21 protein-coding genes are annotated in these 21,489 nt (G+C 44.8%); 7 read left to right on the top strand and 14 right to left on the bottom strand.

The annotated features are described in order from the left end of the window. Window positions 1–32: 32 nt before the first annotated feature. The 4 genes from BMZ22_RS01105 to BMZ22_RS01090 all read right to left on the bottom strand — a co-directional run bounded on the left by BMZ22_RS01105 (window position 33) and on the right by BMZ22_RS01090 (window position 4,901). Entirely contained in the window at window positions 33–1,280 is a 1,248-nt protein-coding gene (locus BMZ22_RS01105) for a glutamate-5-semialdehyde dehydrogenase (RefSeq protein WP_090080160.1), read from the bottom strand. Next, window positions 1,277–2,404: a glutamate 5-kinase gene (proB, locus tag BMZ22_RS01100; RefSeq protein WP_090080157.1), complete on the bottom strand. Its 1,128-nt coding sequence runs from the start codon at window positions 2,402–2,404 to the stop codon at window positions 1,277–1,279. The genes BMZ22_RS01105 and proB overlap by 4 nt, the downstream gene beginning before the upstream one ends. A gap of 405 nt (window positions 2,405–2,809) precedes the next feature. Continuing rightward, window positions 2,810–4,150: an N-acetylmuramoyl-L-alanine amidase gene (locus tag BMZ22_RS01095; protein WP_090080155.1), complete on the bottom strand. Its 1,341-nt coding sequence runs from the start codon at window positions 4,148–4,150 to the stop codon at window positions 2,810–2,812. Between the two features lie 157 nt (window positions 4,151–4,307). After that, window positions 4,308–4,901, bottom strand: coding sequence for a C40 family peptidase (locus BMZ22_RS01090; protein ID WP_177183317.1), 594 nt, complete (start codon window positions 4,899–4,901; stop codon window positions 4,308–4,310). Between the two features lie 363 nt (window positions 4,902–5,264). Here BMZ22_RS01090 and BMZ22_RS01085 point away from each other — a divergent pair, with 363 nt between their 5' ends. Together BMZ22_RS01085 and BMZ22_RS17060 are read left to right on the top strand one after the other, a co-directional pair. Continuing rightward, complete coding sequence (locus BMZ22_RS01085; protein WP_090080153.1) at window positions 5,265–6,662, top strand: purine-cytosine permease family protein; 1,398 nt, start codon at window positions 5,265–5,267, stop codon at window positions 6,660–6,662. Window positions 6,663–6,665: 3 nt separating this feature from the next. Then, the gene (locus BMZ22_RS17060) at window positions 6,666–6,935 is read left to right on the top strand and encodes a hypothetical protein (RefSeq protein ID WP_218144016.1); all 270 of its coding nucleotides are present in this window, start codon (window positions 6,666–6,668) and stop codon (window positions 6,933–6,935) included. Here BMZ22_RS17060 and BMZ22_RS01080 read toward each other — a convergent pair. From BMZ22_RS01080 to BMZ22_RS01055, 6 genes are all read right to left on the bottom strand, one after another. Continuing rightward, entirely contained in the window at window positions 6,894–7,205 is a 312-nt protein-coding gene (locus tag BMZ22_RS01080; protein WP_090080152.1) for a TIGR04104 family putative zinc finger protein, read from the bottom strand. The two genes, BMZ22_RS17060 and BMZ22_RS01080, sit on opposite strands and share 42 nt — an antisense overlap. Before the next feature lie 377 nt (window positions 7,206–7,582). Next, window positions 7,583–9,037: a sodium:solute symporter family protein gene (locus BMZ22_RS01075; RefSeq protein ID WP_245745108.1), complete on the bottom strand. Its 1,455-nt coding sequence runs from the start codon at window positions 9,035–9,037 to the stop codon at window positions 7,583–7,585. A gap of 26 nt (window positions 9,038–9,063) precedes the next feature. Continuing rightward, complete coding sequence (gene lplA / locus BMZ22_RS01070) at window positions 9,064–10,095, bottom strand: lipoate--protein ligase (RefSeq protein WP_090080148.1); 1,032 nt, start codon at window positions 10,093–10,095, stop codon at window positions 9,064–9,066. Window positions 10,096–10,111: 16 nt separating this feature from the next. Continuing rightward, window positions 10,112–10,999, bottom strand: a complete 888-nt coding sequence (locus BMZ22_RS01065) for an SIR2 family NAD-dependent protein deacylase (RefSeq protein ID WP_090080147.1) — start codon at window positions 10,997–10,999, stop codon at window positions 10,112–10,114. A gap of 10 nt (window positions 11,000–11,009) precedes the next feature. Beyond that, window positions 11,010–11,804: a protein-ADP-ribose hydrolase gene (locus BMZ22_RS01060; protein WP_090080144.1), complete on the bottom strand. Its 795-nt coding sequence runs from the start codon at window positions 11,802–11,804 to the stop codon at window positions 11,010–11,012. 17 nt (window positions 11,805–11,821) lie between these two features. Next, window positions 11,822–12,154, bottom strand: a complete 333-nt coding sequence (locus BMZ22_RS01055; protein WP_090080142.1) for a glycine cleavage system H family protein — start codon at window positions 12,152–12,154, stop codon at window positions 11,822–11,824. 198 nt (window positions 12,155–12,352) lie between these two features. Between BMZ22_RS01055 and BMZ22_RS01050 the strand changes: the two genes are divergently transcribed. Continuing rightward, window positions 12,353–13,537: an NADH-dependent flavin oxidoreductase gene (locus tag BMZ22_RS01050; protein WP_090080608.1), complete on the top strand. Its 1,185-nt coding sequence runs from the start codon at window positions 12,353–12,355 to the stop codon at window positions 13,535–13,537. 29 nt (window positions 13,538–13,566) lie between these two features. Here the strand turns inward: BMZ22_RS01050 and BMZ22_RS01045 are convergent, their stop codons facing one another. Then, the gene (locus BMZ22_RS01045) at window positions 13,567–13,818 is read right to left on the bottom strand and encodes a hypothetical protein (protein ID WP_090080140.1); all 252 of its coding nucleotides are present in this window, start codon (window positions 13,816–13,818) and stop codon (window positions 13,567–13,569) included. A gap of 117 nt (window positions 13,819–13,935) precedes the next feature. Between BMZ22_RS01045 and gltC the strand changes: the two genes are divergently transcribed. Continuing rightward, complete coding sequence (gltC, locus tag BMZ22_RS01040; RefSeq protein WP_090080138.1) at window positions 13,936–14,838, top strand: glutamate biosynthesis transcriptional regulator GltC; 903 nt, start codon at window positions 13,936–13,938, stop codon at window positions 14,836–14,838. A 125-nt stretch (window positions 14,839–14,963) separates the two neighbouring features. Here the strand turns inward: gltC and BMZ22_RS01035 are convergent, their stop codons facing one another. After that, window positions 14,964–15,386 (bottom strand): YugN family protein, encoded by a 423-nt coding sequence (locus tag BMZ22_RS01035; protein WP_090080137.1) that lies wholly within the window; start codon window positions 15,384–15,386, stop codon window positions 14,964–14,966. A gap of 145 nt (window positions 15,387–15,531) precedes the next feature. Between BMZ22_RS01035 and BMZ22_RS01030 the strand changes: the two genes are divergently transcribed. The 3 genes from BMZ22_RS01030 (at window position 15,532) to BMZ22_RS01020 (ending at window position 19,612) form a co-directional block, all read left to right on the top strand. After that, on the top strand, window positions 15,532–17,592 hold the full coding sequence (locus BMZ22_RS01030) for a catalase (protein ID WP_090080134.1): 2,061 nt from the start codon (window positions 15,532–15,534) through the stop codon (window positions 17,590–17,592). Between the two features lie 147 nt (window positions 17,593–17,739). Further along, a complete protein-coding gene (locus BMZ22_RS01025; protein ID WP_090080132.1) occupies window positions 17,740–18,615 on the top strand; it encodes an AraC family transcriptional regulator in 876 nt (291 codons plus the stop codon). A 193-nt stretch (window positions 18,616–18,808) separates the two neighbouring features. After that, complete coding sequence (locus BMZ22_RS01020; RefSeq protein WP_090080130.1) at window positions 18,809–19,612, top strand: N-acetylmuramoyl-L-alanine amidase; 804 nt, start codon at window positions 18,809–18,811, stop codon at window positions 19,610–19,612. 21 nt (window positions 19,613–19,633) lie between these two features. On the opposite strand, the gene BMZ22_RS01015 is transcribed toward BMZ22_RS01020, so the two are convergent. Continuing rightward, window positions 19,634–20,929, bottom strand: a complete 1,296-nt coding sequence (locus tag BMZ22_RS01015) for a TRAP transporter large permease (RefSeq protein ID WP_090080127.1) — start codon at window positions 20,927–20,929, stop codon at window positions 19,634–19,636. A 20-nt stretch (window positions 20,930–20,949) separates the two neighbouring features. Next, window positions 20,950–21,456 carry a TRAP transporter small permease gene (locus BMZ22_RS01010; protein WP_090080125.1) on the bottom strand — a complete coding sequence of 169 codons (507 nt, stop codon included), beginning with the start codon at window positions 21,454–21,456 and terminating at the stop codon, window positions 20,950–20,952. Window positions 21,457–21,489 lie beyond the last annotated feature (33 nt).

Here is a 21,489-nt window from a genome sequence, read left to right as displayed (position 1 = left end):
ATCAAACAGACGGTTATCTACACGACATTACCCTACGCTTTAATCTGTCCCTTACCACGAATGATATATTTCGTTGAGGTTAATGCAGGGAGTCCCATCGGGCCGCGAGCGTGCAGTTTTTGGGTGCTGATGCCGATTTCCGCGCCGAAACCGAATTCGAAGCCATCCGTGAAACGCGTCGACGCGTTATGATACAAGGCTGCAGCATCCACGTTATTAAAGAACGCGAGCATGTTGTCGTCAGATTCTGTTACGATTGCCTCTGAGTGGCTCGTGCCGTACTGATTAATATGTTCTATCGCTTCCTGCACACCGGAAACAATTTTGACTGCGATAATCGTATCCAGAAATTCGGTTGCCCAGTCTTCTTCTGTCGCCGGTGTCAGATTGTCGACAATGGCCTGTGCTTTGTCATCGCCACGTACGTCAACATCATGTTCTTTCAAAGCCTGTACAAGTTCCGGTAAATGCTTTTCGGCCCACGCTTCATGGACAACCACTGTTTCGGCAGCGTTACAGACAGATGGGCGCTGGGTTTTCGCATTAACGGTGATATCTATCGCCATTTGTTTATCGGCGCTTTCATCGATAAACACGTGGCAATTGCCTGAACCCGTTTCCAATACGGGAACCGATGATTGTTCGACAACGGTTTTGATAAGATTCTTGCCGCCGCGCGGAATCAAAACGTCGAGATAGTCATTGAGCTTGAACATTTCAGAAGCGGTCTCCCGGCTGTTGTCCTCAAGCAGCTGCACAGCATCAGCGGGAAGATCCGATTGTTCAAGTGCACGGTGGATCACGTCCACAAGCGCTTTGTTCGAATGTGCGGCTGACGAACTGCCGCGCAGTAACACAGCGTTGCCGGTTTTCAGGCAAAGGCTTGCGGCGTCTACTGTGACGTTGGGCCGTGCTTCATATATCATCCCGATAACACCGAGCGGGACACTCACTTTGTCAATTGTGAGGCCGTTCGGACGTTCCCACGATTCCAATACATCACCGATTGGATCGTTCAATTCGGCCTGCTGCTTCAATGCATCGGCCATGTCCTGAATACGCTGTTCGTTCAGGATGAGGCGGTCAATCAGCGATGTTTGAAAACCTTTCTTTTTGGCACTTTCGATATCCTTTTTGTTTTCAGCAATAATAAATTCGGTTTCGCTGCTTAGTTGTTCCGCGATGCGATGCAATGCCGCGTTCTTTTGTTCGGTTGTTTTCACCCCAAGTCCTTGCGCAGAGCTCTTTGCTTTTGCTGCTTTTGCCATCAGATCACTCATAAAGCGTTCTCCTCTCTTAACGTTAATATTAATCGGTCGCGGTGAATCACTTCGGGCCGGTGCCGGTCTGTTTTACGCATGGCTGTTTCACTTGCCATCCCTTTGACAGCACTTAAGTCTTCCGATGAATAATTGACCTGACCTTTGCCGATAACCGCTTTTTCGCTGTTAATAATTTCGACGACGTCCCCTGCGTCGAAAACACCTTCAAATGCCTTCGTCCCCGCAGGCAGCAAGCTTTTACCATGCGAAATAATCGCCTGCTCGGCGCCCTCATCAACTTCAATTTTTCCCGAAATTGATGAATGAAACGCAATCCATTGCTCGGGCTTTTTCAAATTGTGCGTGCTGCTGTCCCCGATATAAGTGCCGTCGCCGTGGCCATTCACTATATGCATTAATTTTTCTTCACCGCTGCCGGTGCCGACGAAGGCAGGAACACCAAGTGACAAGGCTGTCTGTGCTGCTGATAGTTTCGATGTCATGCCGCCTGTTCCGACCTTTGAACTTGACTTGTTTTTCGTATAACGGAATAATTCGTCGGTGATCGCCGGCAGAAAATCGTAACGCTTGGCGGTTGAATCTACGTTTGGATTGCTTTTATACACGCCGTTAATATCCGTCAGCATGATTAAAAAATCGGCATGAACGAGGCCGCTTACCAACGCCGAGAGCATATCATTATCGCCGAATGTCAATTCATCAACCGCTACCGAATCATTTTCGTTGATAATCGGCAAAACCGAACGCTTTAACAGCTCGGTCAACGTGCTGTACACGTTGCTGTATTGCGCCTGATTGCCAAAGTTATTGCGCGTTAACAGCAGCTGCGCGGCGACGATGCCGTGATCCTTTAATGTTTTGGTATAGGCTTGTACGAGCAGCCCCTGGCCGACCGCCGCTGTCGCTTGTTTGCCTGCAAGCGTTACAGGTCGGGACGGATAACCAAGCTCGCTGAAGCCCGCCGCGACTGCACCTGAAGAAATGAGAATCACTTCATGGCCTTGTTTTTTTAAATAGGCCAACGCGTCTGCGTGTTCGTTCAGTTTGCTCTCGCTGAGACCACCATTTTTATTTGTTAACAAACTGCTGCCGATTTTCACGACAATACGTTTTTTTGCCATCTGTCATACCTCTTTTCTGCCAACTAAAAAGACGCTTTCCCATCCGTTGCATAAAGCTGCAAAGGACGAAAAAAGCGTCTCACGCTCCGCGGTACCACCTTTTTTGGCATCAGATGTGCATGATGCCCTCTCGTGCCCGTTAACGCAGGGGAACGGCCGGGTTATTCGCCCGGCAAGCTTAAGGAGTAGGTTCAATAGCCTGAAAACCGCTGGAGCCTTACAGCCGATGGACTCCGTTCTCTTTCGTTTCAGGGTCTATTTACTGGCCCCTGTCAACACTTCACGTTAGATCGATTTTAAAAATTATTATGTGCTAATTGGACGCGAATGTCAAGCATTTTTTTACAGACAGTCGCGTTCACATAAAATTTTGTGCAACTGATTGGAAAAAGCGCGAAAAATAGCTTACTCCCCTATTTGCTCCACAATTTCTTCCAAAATGCTTGTGGCGTCGTTGACCATTCGTTCATAAATATCCAAAATGGACTGCCCGTATTGATCCCCCGGCACAGCCCACTTCCCATTCAGATCGGTCCACGCCGGTGCAGAGCCTCGATCTGCCAAATCAAACCGTGGATCCGCCAATGGATGACCATCCGGAAGGGGTTCATCGGAAGCATAGGCGTACAGGTGCTGAATATGAGCAAGAACACCTTGTCGTTCGGACTCAAAACTTGCCCCCTGCTCCTCCGCTCCAGTGGCACCTATCCCGGCAAAGTTGTTCTGTTCGAGCTGGACTACCCCGGTGAACCGAAGAAAGTCGGTTTCATGCAACGCCTGCGCGAAAGCAATATCCCCCCTGATTCCATAATGGTCGCCGAATTCGAGATAATAACGGCCAAGTTCGGGGGCTTCAGAATTGACCTGTTTCACGTATTGGTCCATTAATTCGGGGGAAAGGTAGGTTTCCCCGGCAATCGAATAGCCTTCTGTTTCACCGTTTTCCGGCCCGTTGGTTTCCGTGATAATAAAAGCATCTTCAACGCCGGCTTCTCTCACTCGTGCAAGATGTGTCTCTGCATTCGCTCGTGAAGCGAAAGCGCCGGCTTGCACACGGTGCCATTGCGTGCCGTTAGCTGAAAATGGCACAATAAACGATTCAATTCCTTGTGATTGGAGTTCAGCCGCCCGCCTTTGGGCATTTTCTCTTGACCGGAAGGATCCGGCAATTATTTTATAAAGCGTGCCATTACCTTGGTTCTGCTGCAAATCAAATGCGCGTGCAAGGCCGTTCACATGACCCTGTGCGACACGCTGTCGCCACGATGGATCACTAATCAATCGGGCATCCGCATCGTTGTCGATAAAACCATTCTCGGTTAGAAGCGCGGACATCGTTGTTTCACGCAGGACATGAAAGTTGGCTTTTTTCTTTCCGCGGTCAGGTAGTCGGTTTATGGCTATCAATTCTTCGTGCATGATATCCCTGTACCGGGCAGTCGACGAATCATCTGATAAACCGCTGAATATATAGTCCTCATACCCTCGCGCTGACCCGTTAAAGGCGTTGCAATGAATACTCAGGTAATAATCCGCACCCCAGTTATTGGCTTCAGTGGTTCGTTGGCTGAGGCTTTTCGTAATATCGGCCGATCGGCTCATCTTGACTTCAACATCGTCATAATCGGCATTCAGAATCGTCCGGATCCGCTGCGCGATGTCCAACACGATGTCTTTTTCCAATAAGCCATTGCCCCGGGCACCCGATTCCGATCCGCCATGCCCGGGATCGAGGTAAAGTTTCATGTGCTAAGCTCCCTTCTGATTTGCATTGGGTTGCGTTATTAGTGTATGAAACGAAGGGACTGGATAATTGGACATACACGCCGTTTTCAGGAAAAAAGGGTGTTTATTCTGGGTGATGTGATGGCAGTTTAACGTCGATTGCTGGTTTGTCAGCGTGTCAGATACGGCTTTTATGCCGTTCGGTTTCCAATATAGGGGGTGTTACGTACGATGCGAGGAAATGTCGTTTTTCGTGATAACCTTTTAATGCGCCTTGATAGATTAATTGAAATTCAGCCAGATTTTGCAAGTCACCTGGTGAGATAAGGGACAAAGGCTTGCCAAAGTCGACAATGTTGCATTCGTTGAGTATAGAGGCGACAAACTGTGAACAAAAGAAAGCTTTTTTTCGATTGATTGGCCGTTTGACGATAAATCCGATTAAACCTAAACAATTGTAGCGATAATCTTCTTTTTGTGCTTCAATCGTTTTTAAATAACGGTTCATCGTTTGCCATTGTTCGTCGGTTGCAGTAAATGAATAAATAACACAACCGGCATGGTGAAATAATTCGGAGTTCACATCTTCTTTTATAAAACCGCCGACAAAGGGGTTGCCCGCTGATTTTCTTCCGAAGCTGTAGACTTCGGTTAAATTTGAATCAAACGCGATGGATGCATGATTATAGGGCTTTTTCGTATACAGCCTAATTAATCGTGTGAATAATGTGCCTGTATCCGTCAACAAAATATATCCCTTTCTAACGGTCATAGCCATCCCTCCATGGCAAACATCCTATAGAATTATTATACAATTAAATGAACGAAACGCGAATACATTTTCCGGAAAAGTTTAAGAATTACTAAATATCCTTAAATTTTCTCCGCACGTAGTAACTGCTCCAGCATTACCAAGTAAGCGATTACACAATCAAATCAAGCTTTCATTGGGAGATAAAAGGCGTTAAACGTAGATAGGTGGAATTCTTCGTCTATTTTCACAAAATATGTCGTCTTACTCAATTTGATACCTTATGACCTGAGTGATAAGTTTAATAACGTTGCGGCAAATTTCCAGTTCCCACTTCGAACAGAACATGAATGTGAAATATTTAACAAGAATAGGAGTGATACAATGGAATCTGTTCAGACAAAACAGCAAACTAACGAGGAAACAGATACTGATTATTCCCTGGACCGGGTTCCGCGCAGCAAACGAAACATGGGTTGGTTAAGCATTACAAATATTACGTTTGGTATAGCCACAGCGATTTTTTATTTCCAGATGGGAAGTGTAATGGCCCTTCAATTCGGGGCAATTAATGCTATTATATCAGCTGTATATGCTATTGTTGTCGCAGGTATTCTGGGAACATTTATTGCATACTTATCCGCAAAATCGGGGATGAACGTTAATCTATTGTCCCGCGGCGGCGGATTTGGGTATGTGGGAGCCTCATTAACATCTTTTATTTACGCCACGAATTTTATTATGTATTGTGCACTCGAGGGCTTAATTCTCGTAGCTGCCGTACACCATTTTTTCCCTGTCATACCGGAGTGGGTGCTGATCGTATTCTTTGGAACAGTTGTGATTCCATTAAATTGGTTCGGAATCAGTCAATTGGACAAACTGCAAAAATGGTCACTGCCGCTCTTCTTCGTTTTCCTGGTTGCAGCAATCATTATGGCTGCACTCACACCATCAACCTATGATGGCGCTTTCTGGAGTTACATGCCTGAAGGTGTTCAAGTCGGCGGAACGGCTTTACTGCTTTGTATTGGAATGCAGCACGGCATCATGGGGCTTACACCATTGCTCGCCTCGGATTATGCCCGTTTTCTAAAACCAAGAGATACTAAAATAGGGATTTTTGCCATCGGTTTTATTCCACAGATTTTCTGTTTTGGTGTTATGGGCGGTCTTGGTATTCTATTCGGCGTTCGTCTGGGTGAACCGAACCCTGGTGTCTACATTGTGCTGCTGCTTGGCATCTGGGGCGCATTATTTACGATGCTGACGCAAATACGGATTAATATTACGAATATCTACAGTGGCTCGCTGTCTCTGTCAACTTTCTTTGAAAACATTTTTAAATTTACCCCGGGCAGACGTTTCTGGGTTGTTGTCACAGGCGTAACGGCGATGATTCTGATGCTCGGAGGCATTGTCAACCATCTGGATACCGTGATGACTTTCCAGGGGGTATTTCTGATGACGTGGGCGGCTATATTGGTAACCGATGCCGTTATTGTTAAAAAACTGCTCAAACTCGGTCCTGGTTACTATGAAGCACGGCAGCAGAATTTGTACAAATGGAATCCCGTGGGTGTCGTCTCCTTAATTGTGGCAAGCGCTTTGGGAACCGCAGCCGCATTAGGTTTCATGGGGACATTCCTGCAAAGTACCGCTGCATTTTTCGCAGCACTTCTGGCTGCTGTATTAACCGTGACACTGGCTATCGCCACGAAAGGTCGTTATTATATTAAGAATGAAAACAAAAATGTCGCAAAAGAAGATTATATTGCTTAAAACATGAAAAAACAGCTGTCCGCTGGATTAACCACAGCAGGCAGCTGTTTTTTTCATGTTTTATTTGTTTACCAAATGCACGCTCGTCTGCCCTCCTGCTATTTCTTTTTAGATCTTAAGCCCAACGTAGCTATAAAGATGACTAGTAATGCAGCCACAATAGAAGGATTCATTATATCAACTCCTTATGTACCATTGGACGCCAATCCTTTGTTGACGATTGCGTTTAGTTCATTTACTAAGAAAATTAATATATTCTTCCTTGCTGCTTAATTTGATTAAAAAAGGGTGAATTGCCATCACGGCAAGGAACAGAACAGGAAACAGACTAAGCAAAATAACACCTGGTATGTCGAACAAGAAGTTGAGAAGCAACGGCGATATAATAATGAAGGTTAAAAAGCTGCTTTTCTTTCTTGATTTCCGTGTCTGATATTGTTTTTCTCCACAATTTGGGCATTTCATCGCTGGATCGAGGGTGAACGATTTTTTCAAGGTTTGCTTCCAGCTCCACGTGTGCCCGCATTTTTCACACGATGGCATAGTATCATCCCCCTGCTGAAACAGTGGTTTTAGTGCTAATCCGTTACGTGCATTACCATAATTATCTCGAATTTCTGTAATTTACACAAGATTTTATTCGTTTAATTTTATCGGAGTGTTTTCGGGTTGATATTTTCTGTCATGTGTTGATATATCTGCTCTTCTGTTGATATCCTCAGCCTTCCGTTGATATATCTGCTCTTCTGCTGATATCCCCACCCTTCTGTTGATATATCTGCTCTTCCGTTGATATCTTCCGTCTTCTGTTGATATATCTGCTCTTCCGTTGATATCTCCCGTCTTCTGTTGATATACCTGTTCTTCTGCTGATATCCCCGCCCTCGTGTTGATATATCTCTTCTTCGGTTGATATCCTTTTAGCCCGCACTCCCGATATGATCAGCTCTGGACTCATTCGTTTGTTTTGTTAAAAACGTCACAGTCAAAAGGATAATCAACGATAATGGCAAGCCGATAAAAATAGGATGTAAGTCAAACGGGTGGCCCAGTATCTGCCAAATAACAGCTGTGACAAGTCCTCCCCACATCGACGCAATACCCGCTGCTTTCGTCACACGTTTCCAGAATAAACCAAGCATGACAGGTGCCAACAGCCCTGAAACAGACATTGCAGTGCCCGTCACCATCAGGTTGACCAGCCCAGGAACTGTCAGGGCTAACACAAGTGCGATGACTGATACGATCAAAACGGAAATCTTACTGTAAAACAGCATCGTTTGATTATCAGCCTGTTTGAAATTCGGTTTGAAAATATCGTTTACGATCGACGACGAGCCTGCCAGAAAAAATGAGTCTGCCGTTGAAATCACCGATGCCAGCAGGACGACAATCATGACAACGACGAAAGAAAAAGGAAAAACATCGCCAATCACACCATAATAGATGAGGACCGGATCGACATTTTCCAAATTTAAACCGAACCGGCTGAATACACCAATCGCCACCACAAACGCGGCTAATGCAATGGCAATAATCATGGAAATCCAATAGCCGCTCATAGCCGTTTTTATGTTTTTCGCTGCCCAAACACGCTGCCATAGATCTTGTCTGATAAATTGATACACACCTAACGTCAAAAGATAGACCATAATTTCACTTGGACCAATGTTTATAATGCTTATCATATTTTCCTGATTAACAGAGGCAGCTCGTTCAGTGATGGTTTCCCAACTGCCGGCAGCGATCAGGACGGTTAAAAACAAGATAATGAGACCAATTGTCTGAATTGTTCCGTGAAATACATCCTGCCAGATAACGGCTTTCAATCCGCCAAAATACGTTTTGACCGTGAGCAATATCCAGCCGATAAAAATTCCCAATGTCATATTCAGTCCAATGGTCAAATTCAGGATCGTGGCAATTGCCACAAACTGCATGCCGGTCATGGCACAATATGAAAATAAGATACTGATCACCGTCGGAATACGCGCTTGTTTCCCGTACCGCAATGACGTATAATCACCGACTGTGACCATATTATAATCTTCCCCGAGCTGTCTGATCCGCTTAAGCAGAAAGGTTGCAAAAATGATGACGCAAAAGAGCATCGTGATATTTATCCATTGCTCTCCCATTCCCAACCGATAGCCATTCTCCATATAACCCAACAATGTTGAGCCGCCGACGCCGGTTCCGATAAATGTTAAAATGATCGGAAAAATTGAAACCGATCGGCCGGCAACATTATAATCTTCATACGTTTTCGTTTTATGGTTCATATATAACGCAAACACGAACAGAAAAATGAAGTAAACCACGACGATGACGCTTAGAATGATTCGCTCGTCTCCACTGAACATACCTTTACTCACCTCTCCTCCGCCACCTGGTACGGCGCTTATCTGTTTTCACTTAGAATAAAACGGGTGAATTCTTCTTTTGTTATGTCCCCAAAATAATGCATTAAATCCAACGGCTCAAGCGCATTTAATATAGCGTCTCGTCTTAACCGCACCCCAATCAGGGCTTCTTCCACGGCGTTCAGATCGCTTGTCCCGAAAAAGTCGCCCGAAATCTCGATTGCACCGATTTTGCCTCGCTCAACGCCCAAACCGATGCTGATCGTTCCAATTGGAAACCGTTCGGTTAAATGATATTCGAATTGGTTGAAACGGCCGTAGTTCCAGTCCCAGTTATGGTATTTTTCAGCGGCAATTTTTTCAACGCCCGCCCAGTCTTCCGGTGTTAAGTCATAACGTTTGGCTTCGTTGATGTCATTAACGCCAAGCAGCTCACACATCATAAAATCGGCAAACTCCCAAACCGTCATGTCCTGATAGTCAGGTGCCAAATGGTCCCGGATAGCCCCTACCCGGCTGCGGACAGACTGAATTCCGTGTGAGGCAATTTTCTTCTGGTTGGGATTCAGGGCGTTCACCATCGCTTCATAATCAGGATCAAGCAATAACGAGTACCCGGCGTAAACGCGATCATTCTTTACTGTCATCGCTGCACCAGAGATTTTTTTATCATTTAAGACTAGATCGTTACGGCCTTTATGTTCGACATGGGTGACACCCAGCTTCTCAAGCGCTTTAATGGCTGGTTCATACAACCGTGCATAATTTCCATAAATATCTTCCGCACCGTCAACTAAAAAACAAAAACTCATATTGCGGTCGTCGAGGTAAATCGCCCCGCCACCGGACTCCCGGCGAATCATTTTAATATCATGGTCATCCATATACGGCTGATTGATTTCTTCAAATGCGTTTTGAAACTTTCCAATTTGAACGACCGGGTCCATCATATAAGGAAACAAAATAGCCTCATCCAGAAAAATATTGTCTTTCACATATTCCTGTAAAGCCATAATCATGCCGGGATCATAAATCCATTCACCATTGCGCTTTGATTCAATTAAGTACATGTGCTGTCTACCTCCGTTAAGCCTTGCATGCTGCTGAATGTAAAACGTCAGCAATATCATCATCAAGCCGTACTGTTTGTGGCCGAATCGCATGCGGCACGAAGTAATCTTTTTGGTTCATCGTCACAAACAATGCTTGCTCATTTTCTTCAGTCATCTCCTGGAAGGGATGTTTAATGAATTGCGGTGTAGTATGCCCCACACCAATTTCCAAAAAAAGCACTTTTTTGTTCTGGTTTTCAGCTAAAAATTGCTCATAACGTTTCTTTTGTTCATGGAAATGATTATCTTCCACCATGCCTTTTTCTTCAGTACGTTTGTTAACTTCCAACGGTGCGCCACATTCCGGACAATACGGCACGAGATCGGCCGGTATTTTCAGATCCGACTGCCTATCCGCCATTTCACGGATTAACGCTTCGTCGTGATACGTCTGTTGGTGGCAGTGCCGGGAACATTGCCACAATCCATATTCCCCTTGAATGCGGAAAACTTTCTCCATATCGAATGTTGCCGCATAAAACGCGTTATCGGCATTTGTTGTAATAATATGATAACTCTTGTTTCGGATCATATGGCGCAAATCCATATACGCCTGCCCGACCGGCTGGTCAAAATAATTCAGCAGGCTGAAGCGGCTTTGAAACGCCCAATATTCGCGTTCGTCTTCAAACTCAAATAAACTCGCCTGCAGCATATCGAGGAAACGGTACTTTTCGATAAAATCAGGAAACGCGTCCGTAAATCGTTTGCCTGTATAAGTAAACCCGGCCGCTGCCGACATGCCCGCACCAATTCCAATGACAACGGCTTCTGCTTCATCAATGAGCTCGTTTAATAAATCGGCTTGTGACATTGTGGGTTTTTCCGTCAATGTCTGCCAATATCCTTTAACTTCCGGCATAACAATCTCCCTATTCGTTTTTTGCTAATAATGATTGATAGATTTCCAGATCTTCATCTTTAAACACATTAAAAATCACATGAAGGTTGGACTCCGTTTTTCTTAAATATTCTTCCACCATTTGAATGGCAATTTCAGCTGCACGTTGATTCGGAAAATTAAATTCCCCGGTCGAGATACAGCAAAAAGCAATCGTGTCCAACTGATACGCATCCGCTAATGCCAGACACGATTGATAAGACGAAGCCAGTAATTGCTCTTTTAAAGGCGAGACACCACGCGCGTCAATAAACGGGCCGACGGTATGTATCACGTAATTTGACGGTAAGTTATATGCTTTCGTGATTTTTGCTTTGCCCATCGGCTCTTTACGTCCCTGCGCTTTCATCAGTTCATGGCATTCCAATCGTAATTGCACGCCTGCACGGGTATGTATTCGATTGTCGATACACTCATGATTGGCTTTAGTGCAACCGAGCATGTCACTGTTTGCTGCATTAACAATCGCATCCACTGCCAAACGTGTTATATCACCCTGCCATACATAAAGCTGTGGCCGAACATCTTCTAGATTGCGTAATGACGTCAGCTCTCGTTCGTTATTCCACTGTGTTAAAAACGCATCCTGGACTTTCACAAATTCATCCGTGACCGGCTCCGGCTGCCGAACATTGCACAAACCTTGAAACAACGCCGTTTTTTCTTCTATGTTCGTTGCTTTATACTGCCCGAAGTGTGCGTCAGCTTTCGGATTTTTATGCCATAAATAGTCAATCAGATAATCCAACCGAGCTTCCTGGTCCATACCCTGCCCTCCGATACTTAAGCTTCATCCAATTGGTTAAATGCATCTTCATCAACTTCGGTTAACTTCACCACCCAATTTTCTTCAGGCCTGGCCGAGTTTAAAAGGGTTGGCTCGTTCTCGGCTGCATTGTTCCGCTCAACAATTTTACCGGCCAATGGTGAATTCAGTTCAAACACCGTCTTTGATGCTTCAATGTTTAATATGGCGTCCCCTGCGTTAAGGGTATCCCCATCTGCGAATTCGACAAAGCCGACTGTCCCGATATCATCTTGCAACTCCGGTGTCATACTGATCGTATAAACATCATTATTTTTTTCGATAAACAGGAAATTTGCGCGTTTTTTCATAATTTATCCCTCTTTCTTAATAATTTTTAATCATAATAAAATTTAGTATAACATTATTCACACTAGCTCCCAACTCTTTCATACAGTTTTTGGGATGGCATTTTCCCGAAAGTTGTATTAAATTGACACGTCCCGGCACAGGTGGTAGCTTTTAAGTTAATAATCATTACATCAGGGAGGGAATTGATTACGATTCAAATGAAGACAACCGAACAATACAAGTCATTATTTAAAACAATCAGTCTGCCAAACGGGATCGAGTTAGATAATCGCTTTGTCCTATCCCCGATGATAACGAATTCCTCAACCACTGAAGGGTATGTGACGGAAGAAGACTTGGCCTATGCTGAGCGGCGTGCACGTTCAGCACCACTGCAAATTACAGGTGCCGCGTATATAGAAGAATACGGGCAATTATTTGAATATGGGTTCAGTATTGATGACGACCGCAGCATCGAAGGACTTAAACACCTTGCACAGGCTATGAAAAAAGATGGCGCCAAAGCGATTATACAATTAACACATGCCGGACGTTTTTCCAAAATATCGCTCAGAGACTTCGGGGTCGTTTATGGTCCCAGTGAAATGCATTTGAGAACGCCTGTTGAACATACCGTCTTGCCGATGAGCACACGTAAAATCCGGCATGTCATTACCCAATATGCAGATGCAACCCGTCGTGCGATTAAAGCCGGTTTTGACGGCGTTGAAATCTCAAGTGCACAGCGTTTGTTGATCCAAACATTTTTGTCCACTTTTTCAAACCAGCGCGCCGATGAATATGGCCCGCAGACGCTCGACAATCGCTCACGCTTTGGCATCGAAGTAATGAAGGCGGTTCAAAATGTTATCGATGAAGAAGCACCAGCTGATTTTATTCTCGGATTCAGGGGCACGCCCGAAGAAACACGTGGCAATGACATTGGCTACAGTGTAGAAGATTTCCTTTATTTCATGGATGAGATTTTGAAAGTAGCCAACATTCACTACTTAGCTACAGCAAGCTGGGGCAAAAATATTTATAAACAAACCATTCGTCAAGGTAAATTTAAAGGTGAATTTATGAATCAAGTGGTGTACGATCATCTCGCCGGCCGTCTCCCGGTAATGGCCACCGGCGGCATTAACTCACCGGAAAAAGCACGCGACGCTCTCGAATTTTCCGATATGGTCGGGATGTCGAGCCCATTTGTTACCGAACCTGATTTTGTTATCAAATTAGAAGAAGGCCGGGAACATGAGATTGATTTAGGTTTTTCTCCGGAAGAGCTGGCCGACTTGGCAATCCCCGAAGGCGCTTTTAAAGACATTGTCGAATTAATGGATATCGGCGGCTCACTTTCCGAAGAAGCCCGTCAGGAACTACGCAGATTATATAAATAATGCTCAGAACAAAACACCAACTAACCGTGTTAGCGGAAGATTGGTGTTTTTATATTATTTACTACCGAATCGGCGCGCGGCACGCCCGGCTCATAGCCGAGTTCGCGTGGTGGTGCTCCCATTTCGCGTGATGAGGACCCGATTTCGGGCGGTCCCGGCCGGATTTCGATTGATCTCCCCGGAATTTCGCATGGTCCTTCCCCGATTTCGATTGATCCGCCCGGAATTTCGCGTGGTCCTCGCCCGATCCCCTTAAAACGCCATGTGATATCCCCAGCCAACAAAACTCCGTTGAAGCGTCCACGTGCTATTATAATAATAGGTTTTCAAAATTATCTAAACACTATATACTTGAGCTATAATCAATCTATTATTGATATGAATGGTGGATGATCGTGATGGAATTACGTCAACTGCGTTATTTTATGGAGGTTGCCGAACGGGAACATGTTTCCGAAGCTGCTGCCAATTTACACGTTGCCCAGTCAGCGGTGAGCAGACAAATTGCCAATCTTGAAAGTGAACTTGAAGTCGATTTGTTCAAACGTGAAGGCAGAAATATTAAGTTAACCGAAATTGGTAAAACCTTTTACGCTTACGCAAAGGTTGCCATGGAAGCGATTGATAATGCCGTTAAACAGGTCGATGAGTATCTCGACCCTGAACGCGGCACGATCAAAGTCGGCTTCCCGACCAGCTTATCCAGTCATCTGCTGCCTAATGTGATTTCCGCTTTTAAAAAAGACTACCCAAATGCCAAATTTCAATTGCGCCAGGGCTCGTATCGTTACTTGATCGATGCTGTCAAAAAAGGGGATATTCAAGTTGCGTTTCTCGGACCGGTTCCTAAAGATGAACCCGACATTGAATCCGATATCTTGTTTTCCGAGCAGGTTGTGGCGCTTCTCCCTATCAACCACGCGTTGGCCGAAAGGGAAAGCATCTCGCTCGTCGATTTAAAACATGAACAATTTGTCAGTTTTCCTGAAGGTTATGTCCTGAATCAAATAACGATTGATGCTTGCAGGCAAGCAGGCTTCAACCCGCTGATTTCTGCGGAGGGTGAAGATCTTGACGCCATCAAAGGACTCGTTGCCGCCGGGATTGGTGTCACCCTGCTGCCGGAAAGCTCCTTCCATGAGTCCATCCCAGGCATGACGGTCAAAATCCCGCTCGAACTGCTCGAAGTCAGACGGACAGTCGGCATTATCAAACCAAAAGAAAAAACATTTTCCCCAACGGAAGAAGTGTTTTACGATTTCGTTAAGCAGTTATTCACCCGCCTGCAGGAATTTCAGTAACATACAACAGTAAGCAGCGGTTGGCTCTCCCCACTGAATAATCAAAACAGCCTTTTCCCGGCGCTTTATCGGAAAAAGGCTGTTTTCTCGTGTTTTGGAAAATGTGTATCGATCCGGCCAACATTTCACGAAACCTGCAAATCAAGTGACGTCATCACGTCCTGAACAACTTCTTCACCTGCTGCTTCCCACCTGCTTTTATCAGTAATATTACCATCTTTATCAAGCGGTTTCTGGAACTGGTTAAAGCCCGTCGTGGACAAAAGCAAATTTTCATCCCAGTCAAGCCCTGTATTAACGACATGCTTAATCACATACGGTGTGCGGAACTCAAGGAAAGCTCTTGGACTGTCAAGTTCCCCCTGGAGAACACTAAACGGAATACGGACATAAATTGTCTCGCCGCCTTCCCGGCATAATACCATGTCGAATTTCCCACGGTCATATTCCCAATTACCGCATAATGTGTAGCCATTGGAGCGAAATATCTTATAGACGTCTCCGAAATAAGCACGTTTACCTTCAATCCCTGTATCCAGTTTTAACATATAGCTTTCACTCCTCTTTTTATATGTGTCAGCAATTAGTTTTAACGAAAACTGGAATATAATACCTCGATTTATAAGAATGTAACCGCAAAATAAGCATAAGCATATATAGTGTTGGAATATTTATGACGAAGGAGGCTCATCCATGGATGATCAGTCATCAAGAAACTCCAATCCTGCCGGTAACAATCCTAAACAGGAGCAACTCAATCGATACCGTATCCAAAATACCGGAAAACCGATGACAACCAAAGAAGGAAAGAAACGATCACAGGATCAGGATCAATTAAAAGCCGGTATACGCGGCCCCTCGTTGCGTGAGGATTATGAGTTCTTTGAAAAGATGTCCCATTTCAACCACGAAGAAATACCGGAAAGAGTAGTACATGCCAGAGGGTATAGCGCCCATGGAGAATTTGAATGTTATCAGTCAATGAAACATGTGACCAAAGCAGGCTTTTTACAGGAAGCAGGAAAGAAAACTCCCCTAACAACCCGTTTCTCTACTGTGCAAGGGGCTAAAGGCTCCTATGACACGGCAAGAGATTTACGTTGTCAGGGTGTCAAACTGTATACAGAAGAAGGGAATTACGATCTAACCACGATTGCGATGCCCGTCCTGATTAATCAGGATGCCATGAAGTTTCCCGATGCCATGCATGCCTACCAATCGAAGCAGGATGATGACATTCCGACGGCTACCGGTGCACACGATCATTTTTGGGATTATGTCGCCAACAATCCTGAATCACTCCATATGGTGCAGTGGATTATGTCTGACCGAGGCATTATAAGAAGCTATCGCATGATGGAGTCATGGTCCATCAACACGTATTTATTTGTAAATGATCAAAACGAAGCCACGTTTGTACGGTTTGTTTGGAAACCTCTTCTTGGTGTTCATTCCCTTCTGCAGGATGAGGCCCTGAAAATCGGTGGATTGGATCCGGACTTTCACAGGCGCGACCTCAGACGGGCAATTGATGAGGGGGCTTACCCGGAGTATGAACTATGCGTGCAGTTAATCCCCATGGAAGATGAGTTTAAATACGACTTTGATGTCCTCGACCCTGCGAAATTTTGGCCGGAAGAGCTTGTTCCTTGTCAGCCGATTGGCAAAATGACGTTAAATCGAAATATCGATAATTATTTTACCGAATCAGAACAGGCGGCGTTTAATCCAGCAAATGTTGTACCAGGCATCGATTTTTCCAATGACCCTGTTCTTCAAGGAAGATTGATGGCGTACCGGGATACCCAGCAGCACCGGCTCGGCAGTGCCAACTATGATCAGCTTCCAATCAACCGTCCGCTTTGCCCGTTTCATAACAATACGCGACGCGGCTACATGCGGGAGCGCATCGATGTTGATGAAGTAAATTATCACAGAAACTCGCTCGCAAACAACACACCATACACGGTGCCCCCGGAAGAAGGCGGTTACCAGCATTACCCCGGAAAAGTGGAAGGATACAAAATCAGAGCGAGAAGTGATTCGTTCAAGGATTATTTTTCACAACCCCGCATATTTTGGAACAGCATGACCGCTATTGAAAAACAGCATACGATCGAAGCCTTCAGCTATCAGCTTGGAAAAGTAAGAAGTGAATCCGTCCGACAACAAAATGTCGATTTACTTGTTAATGTAGATAGAGAAATGGCATGTGTTGTTGCTGACAATATTGGCGTCAGGCACCCCAGCGGCTCGCACGTACCCGTTTCAGCCAGCTACCCTTCCCTTAGTCAATACAACACGCCTAAGTATGCAGCAACCCAAAAAGCGGGCGTCCTGATTACCGATGGTTTTAACGGCAGTGAAGTAACGAACGTCCTAAACCAGCTGCAGCGAAACGGCATTTTTACCGACATCGTAAGTGAGCATCTCGGGACCATATCCGGTGCGGATAGTGCTCAACTCAACGTAAACGAAACATTTTTAACAACAAGTCCTTACCTGTATGATACATTGTATGTCGTTGGTGGCAATCCTAAAAATCAAGCAAAATTTAATCAAGACATGACGTATTTTGTACAAAACGCCTATTCACACTATAAACCAATTGGCGTTGCCTCGTCGGGCCAGCCGTATATTCAGACATCAGCGGAAAATAACCTAGCCGGTGTCGTTTTTGCCGCGAATAATCCCAATTTCGGGGCGGATTTCATCTCTGCCATAGCCATGCAGCGTTTCTGGGACCGGACATAGCATTGACGAATCCCCTGTTTAAACGATGGGGGATTTTTTTGTTTAAGGAGTATCAAAAATGCTATCCTCACCCTGCACAATTGGGCACAAATTGTCGGGTTTATCTGTTTCAATCGTGGTAATCTGTTAAGTAAGGGAGGTCATCAAATGGATTCGCTTAAAAAAATGAATGATGCGATGGCTTATATAGAAGCGCACCTGACAAATGAAATCAATATTGCCTACGCTGCTGAGCTGGCTCACTGTTCTGCATATCACTTTCAACGTATGTTTTCCTTTTTGGCCGGAACGAGCTTATCAGAGTATATTCGCCAGCGACGGCTTACACTGGCCGCTTTTGAGCTTCAGACCAGCCGTATAAAAGTTATTGATGCAGCAATCAAGTACGGCTATCAATCACCGGATGCATTCACACGTGCATTTCAAAGTGTGCAAGGCATTACCCCTTCTGAAGCAAAACGCCATGACCAGCCACTGAAAGCTTATCCACGGATGACTTTCCAATTAACAGTAGAAGGAGGCAGTGCATTGAATTACCGAATCGTTGAAAAAGATGCTTTCCGGATTATCGGTCTGATGAAGCGCGTTCCGATTGTTTTCCACGGGGTCAACCCGGAAATAGCTGCTATGTGGAAAAGCTTAACCCCTGAACGAATTAATGCGTTAAAGGCCCTGTCAAACATGGAACCGCATGGTCTAATCAGTGCATCCACTAACTTTTCCGAAGGCCGTATGGAAGAAAAAGGTGAACTGGATCATTATATTGGTGTCGCCACAACAGAGGACTATCCGGAAAACTTCGCCGGCCTCGAAGTCCCCGCTATGACATGGGCCGTCTTCGAAGCAGCCGGTCCATTCCCGGACACCCTACAGGACGTGTGGGGACGCATCTATTCCGAATGGTTCCCGACTTCTGTTTACGAACAAACTGAAGGGCCGGAGATTCTGTGGAATGAAGATAAAGATACCACTTCCCCTAATTTTAGAAGTGAAATCTGGATACCGGTTTTGAAAAAGCAGTAAGAACCTTGAAGCCTCAATCTGCCTTGCAGTTTGAGGTTTTTTTATGTGCCTCAGTCTTCAAGGTTTAATCGTTGGGCTGTTTAGACCTTCCCCCTTTTTTCAGCAAAACGTTCGATTATCGTTATAAGAAAGCTTGTTGCCGGTACTGGTGATTCGCTTTCTGAAAAACGATATTACTAAGGGGGGACGGTTGATGAAATTATACTTAGACCCGGGGCATGGTGGTTCGGACGCTGGCGCTCAAGGAAAAGGCATCAACGAGAAAACATTGAATCTCGATATAGCACTTCGGATCAGGACGATTTTAACGCAGGATTATAAAGGGGTCCGTGTTCGCATGAGCCGTTCGGATGACCGGACAAAAAGCCTCCGGGAACGAACAAATGAAGCAAATGGCTGGGGAGCTGATTTTTATTTATCCATTCACTGCAACGCGTTTAACGGGGCCGCGCGTGGCTATGAAGATTTTATTTACAGCAGCTTATCTGACCGGTCGGATACAGCGGCTCACCAGCGTGCCATTCACAAGGAAGTCATGAAAACCAATGAACTGCCTGATCGCGGACTGAAGAAAGCAAATTTCCATGTTTTGCGGGAAACCGCGATGCCGGCGCTTTTGACCGAAAACGGCTTTATTGACAACCCGGCTGATGCCAGGAAAATGGCGAACCCAGCGTGGCGTCAAGCGGTGGCACGCGGTCATGTGAACGGGCTGGCAAAAGCCTTTAAATTAAAACTGGCAGCGTCCAATCAAGCACTTTGCAAAGTCATAGCCGGCGGGTTTCACTCAAAAGAAAACGCCAGCACGCGGGTGGAACTGCTCAAGTCGCATGGCATCAGCGCCTTTATTACCAAAACCAGCATAGCCGGAAAGCCATGGTATCGCGTGCAGGCCGGTGCGTATTCAAACCGGAAAAACGCCAGAACACACCTGGACACCGTTCGTGCTGCCGGCATAAACGATGCTTATATCACAGGACGGGGACAAGGGGTCTGACCCCCCATTGTCCTCCGTTATTTATCCTCCTCCTGTAGTGCCAATTAGATCGGGCAGGAACATAATGAGTGGTTCGAAAAATGTCATGATAAATAAAAGGATAATCAATGTGATTGTAAATGGAAGCGTCGATTTGGCCACTTGTTCCAGGGACAGTCCGCTTATGGCGCTTGCAACGTTTAGGTTATCGCCAACAGGAGGTGTTAAGAACCCAATTTCAGCTGCCAAAATCATGACAATTCCAAAATGCACCGGCTCCATTCCCAGTTCAGTTACGACAGGCAGTAAAATTGGTGCGAGTAAAATAATCCCTGCTACTGTTTCCATAAACATTCCAATAAATATTAGTAAAAGAACAATCAGCGCAATAATTACCCATGAACCAACTGGAAGTGATGTTAAGAAATCTGCAATCATAACAGGAATTCGTTCTACGGTAAGAATACGACCATACGTTGAAGCAGTAGCAATAATAATCAATATAATACCAGATATTAATGCGGTTCTCTTAAATAGTTCAATCGAATCTTTCCATTTAACTTCCTTATATATAAGGATGCCGAGAATCGCACTATAACCAACCGCAACGCCGGCCGCTTCTGTAGGTGTGAATATTCCGCCATAAATCCCGCCAAGCACAACGACAGGCATTAAAAGAGTCCATTTTGCCTCATTTATGTATTTAAATCGTTCTTTCCACGACGGTTTCGTTTCCGACCCAACATAGTTTCGCTTTTTCGAAAAAATATAACTAACGCCCCACAATACCGCTGCTATAAATAGTCCCGGGATGACGCCAGCAATAAATAAATCGCCAATCGATGTACTTGTCACAATTCCATAAATAATTAATGGAATACTCGGTGGAATGATAATACCGAGTGTGCCGGAGGATGCAACAACCCCTGAACTAAACCCTTTATCATAACCTTCCTTTACCATGGCAGGCACCATAATTCCTCCGATCGCTGCAACCGTTGCAGGACCAGAACCACTTAATGCTGCGAAAATTGTACACGCCACAATCGCAACACCTGCAAGCCCACCTGTATAGTGGCCGACAAATGATTTAGCTACATCGATAAGTCGTCTGGATAATCCCCCATATTCCATAATCATGCCGGCAAAGACAAATAATGGTATAGCCATTAGCGCATAAGAATCTACTGTCGTAAACATACCTTGTGCAATGAAGTTAAGCGGCATTTTCTCTGTTATAAACAATGTTAATACTGAGGAAATACCTAAGGCAAACGCGATAGGAACGCTCAAAATCATTAAAACGATAAAACTTCCAAATAAGATTAAAGTAGCCAATTCTTCTCACCCCCTATAAACTAATGACTTTCTTTAAGAAAATACGCTTTTAATTCTTTTACCTCATATACAATATGTTGGACAACTCGAAAGGTCATTAGAAATGCCCCTAATGGCACGCCCAAATAGACAATAAACATTGGAATCTGATTAGCTGGTGATACTTGCTTGGTATGATACTGATCAATAACCAAATTGATACTATAGACGTCCAAAAATATCAGAAACCCAATCCATAATAGTAAAGCAATTAGTTTGAGGAATTGACTGTAAATCGGTGATAACTTTTTAAGCAGATTAACCAGAAAATTAAATTTTACATGCCGTTGGTATTTAACCGCGTAGGACGCGCTTGTATAAACAAACCAAACAAAAGCATATCTGGACAATTCTTCCGACCATGTAAGTGATTCGTTAAAGATATAACGCATGACGACTTGTACAATACATAAGATCGAAAAGAAAACTAATAATATAGATGATAGATACGTTTCAATATGTTCGTCTAAATGTTTATAAATCTTCATGAGAATCACTCCCTTATACACATGTCATTAAAT

Origin of the sequence: Lentibacillus persicus (genome assembly GCF_900112705.1) — a bacterium.
Classification (GTDB): domain Bacteria; phylum Bacillota; class Bacilli; order Bacillales; family Amphibacillaceae; genus Lentibacillus; species Lentibacillus persicus.
Note: the sequence above shows the minus strand (reverse complement) of the source record. Positions and strands in the feature narration are given on the sequence as shown.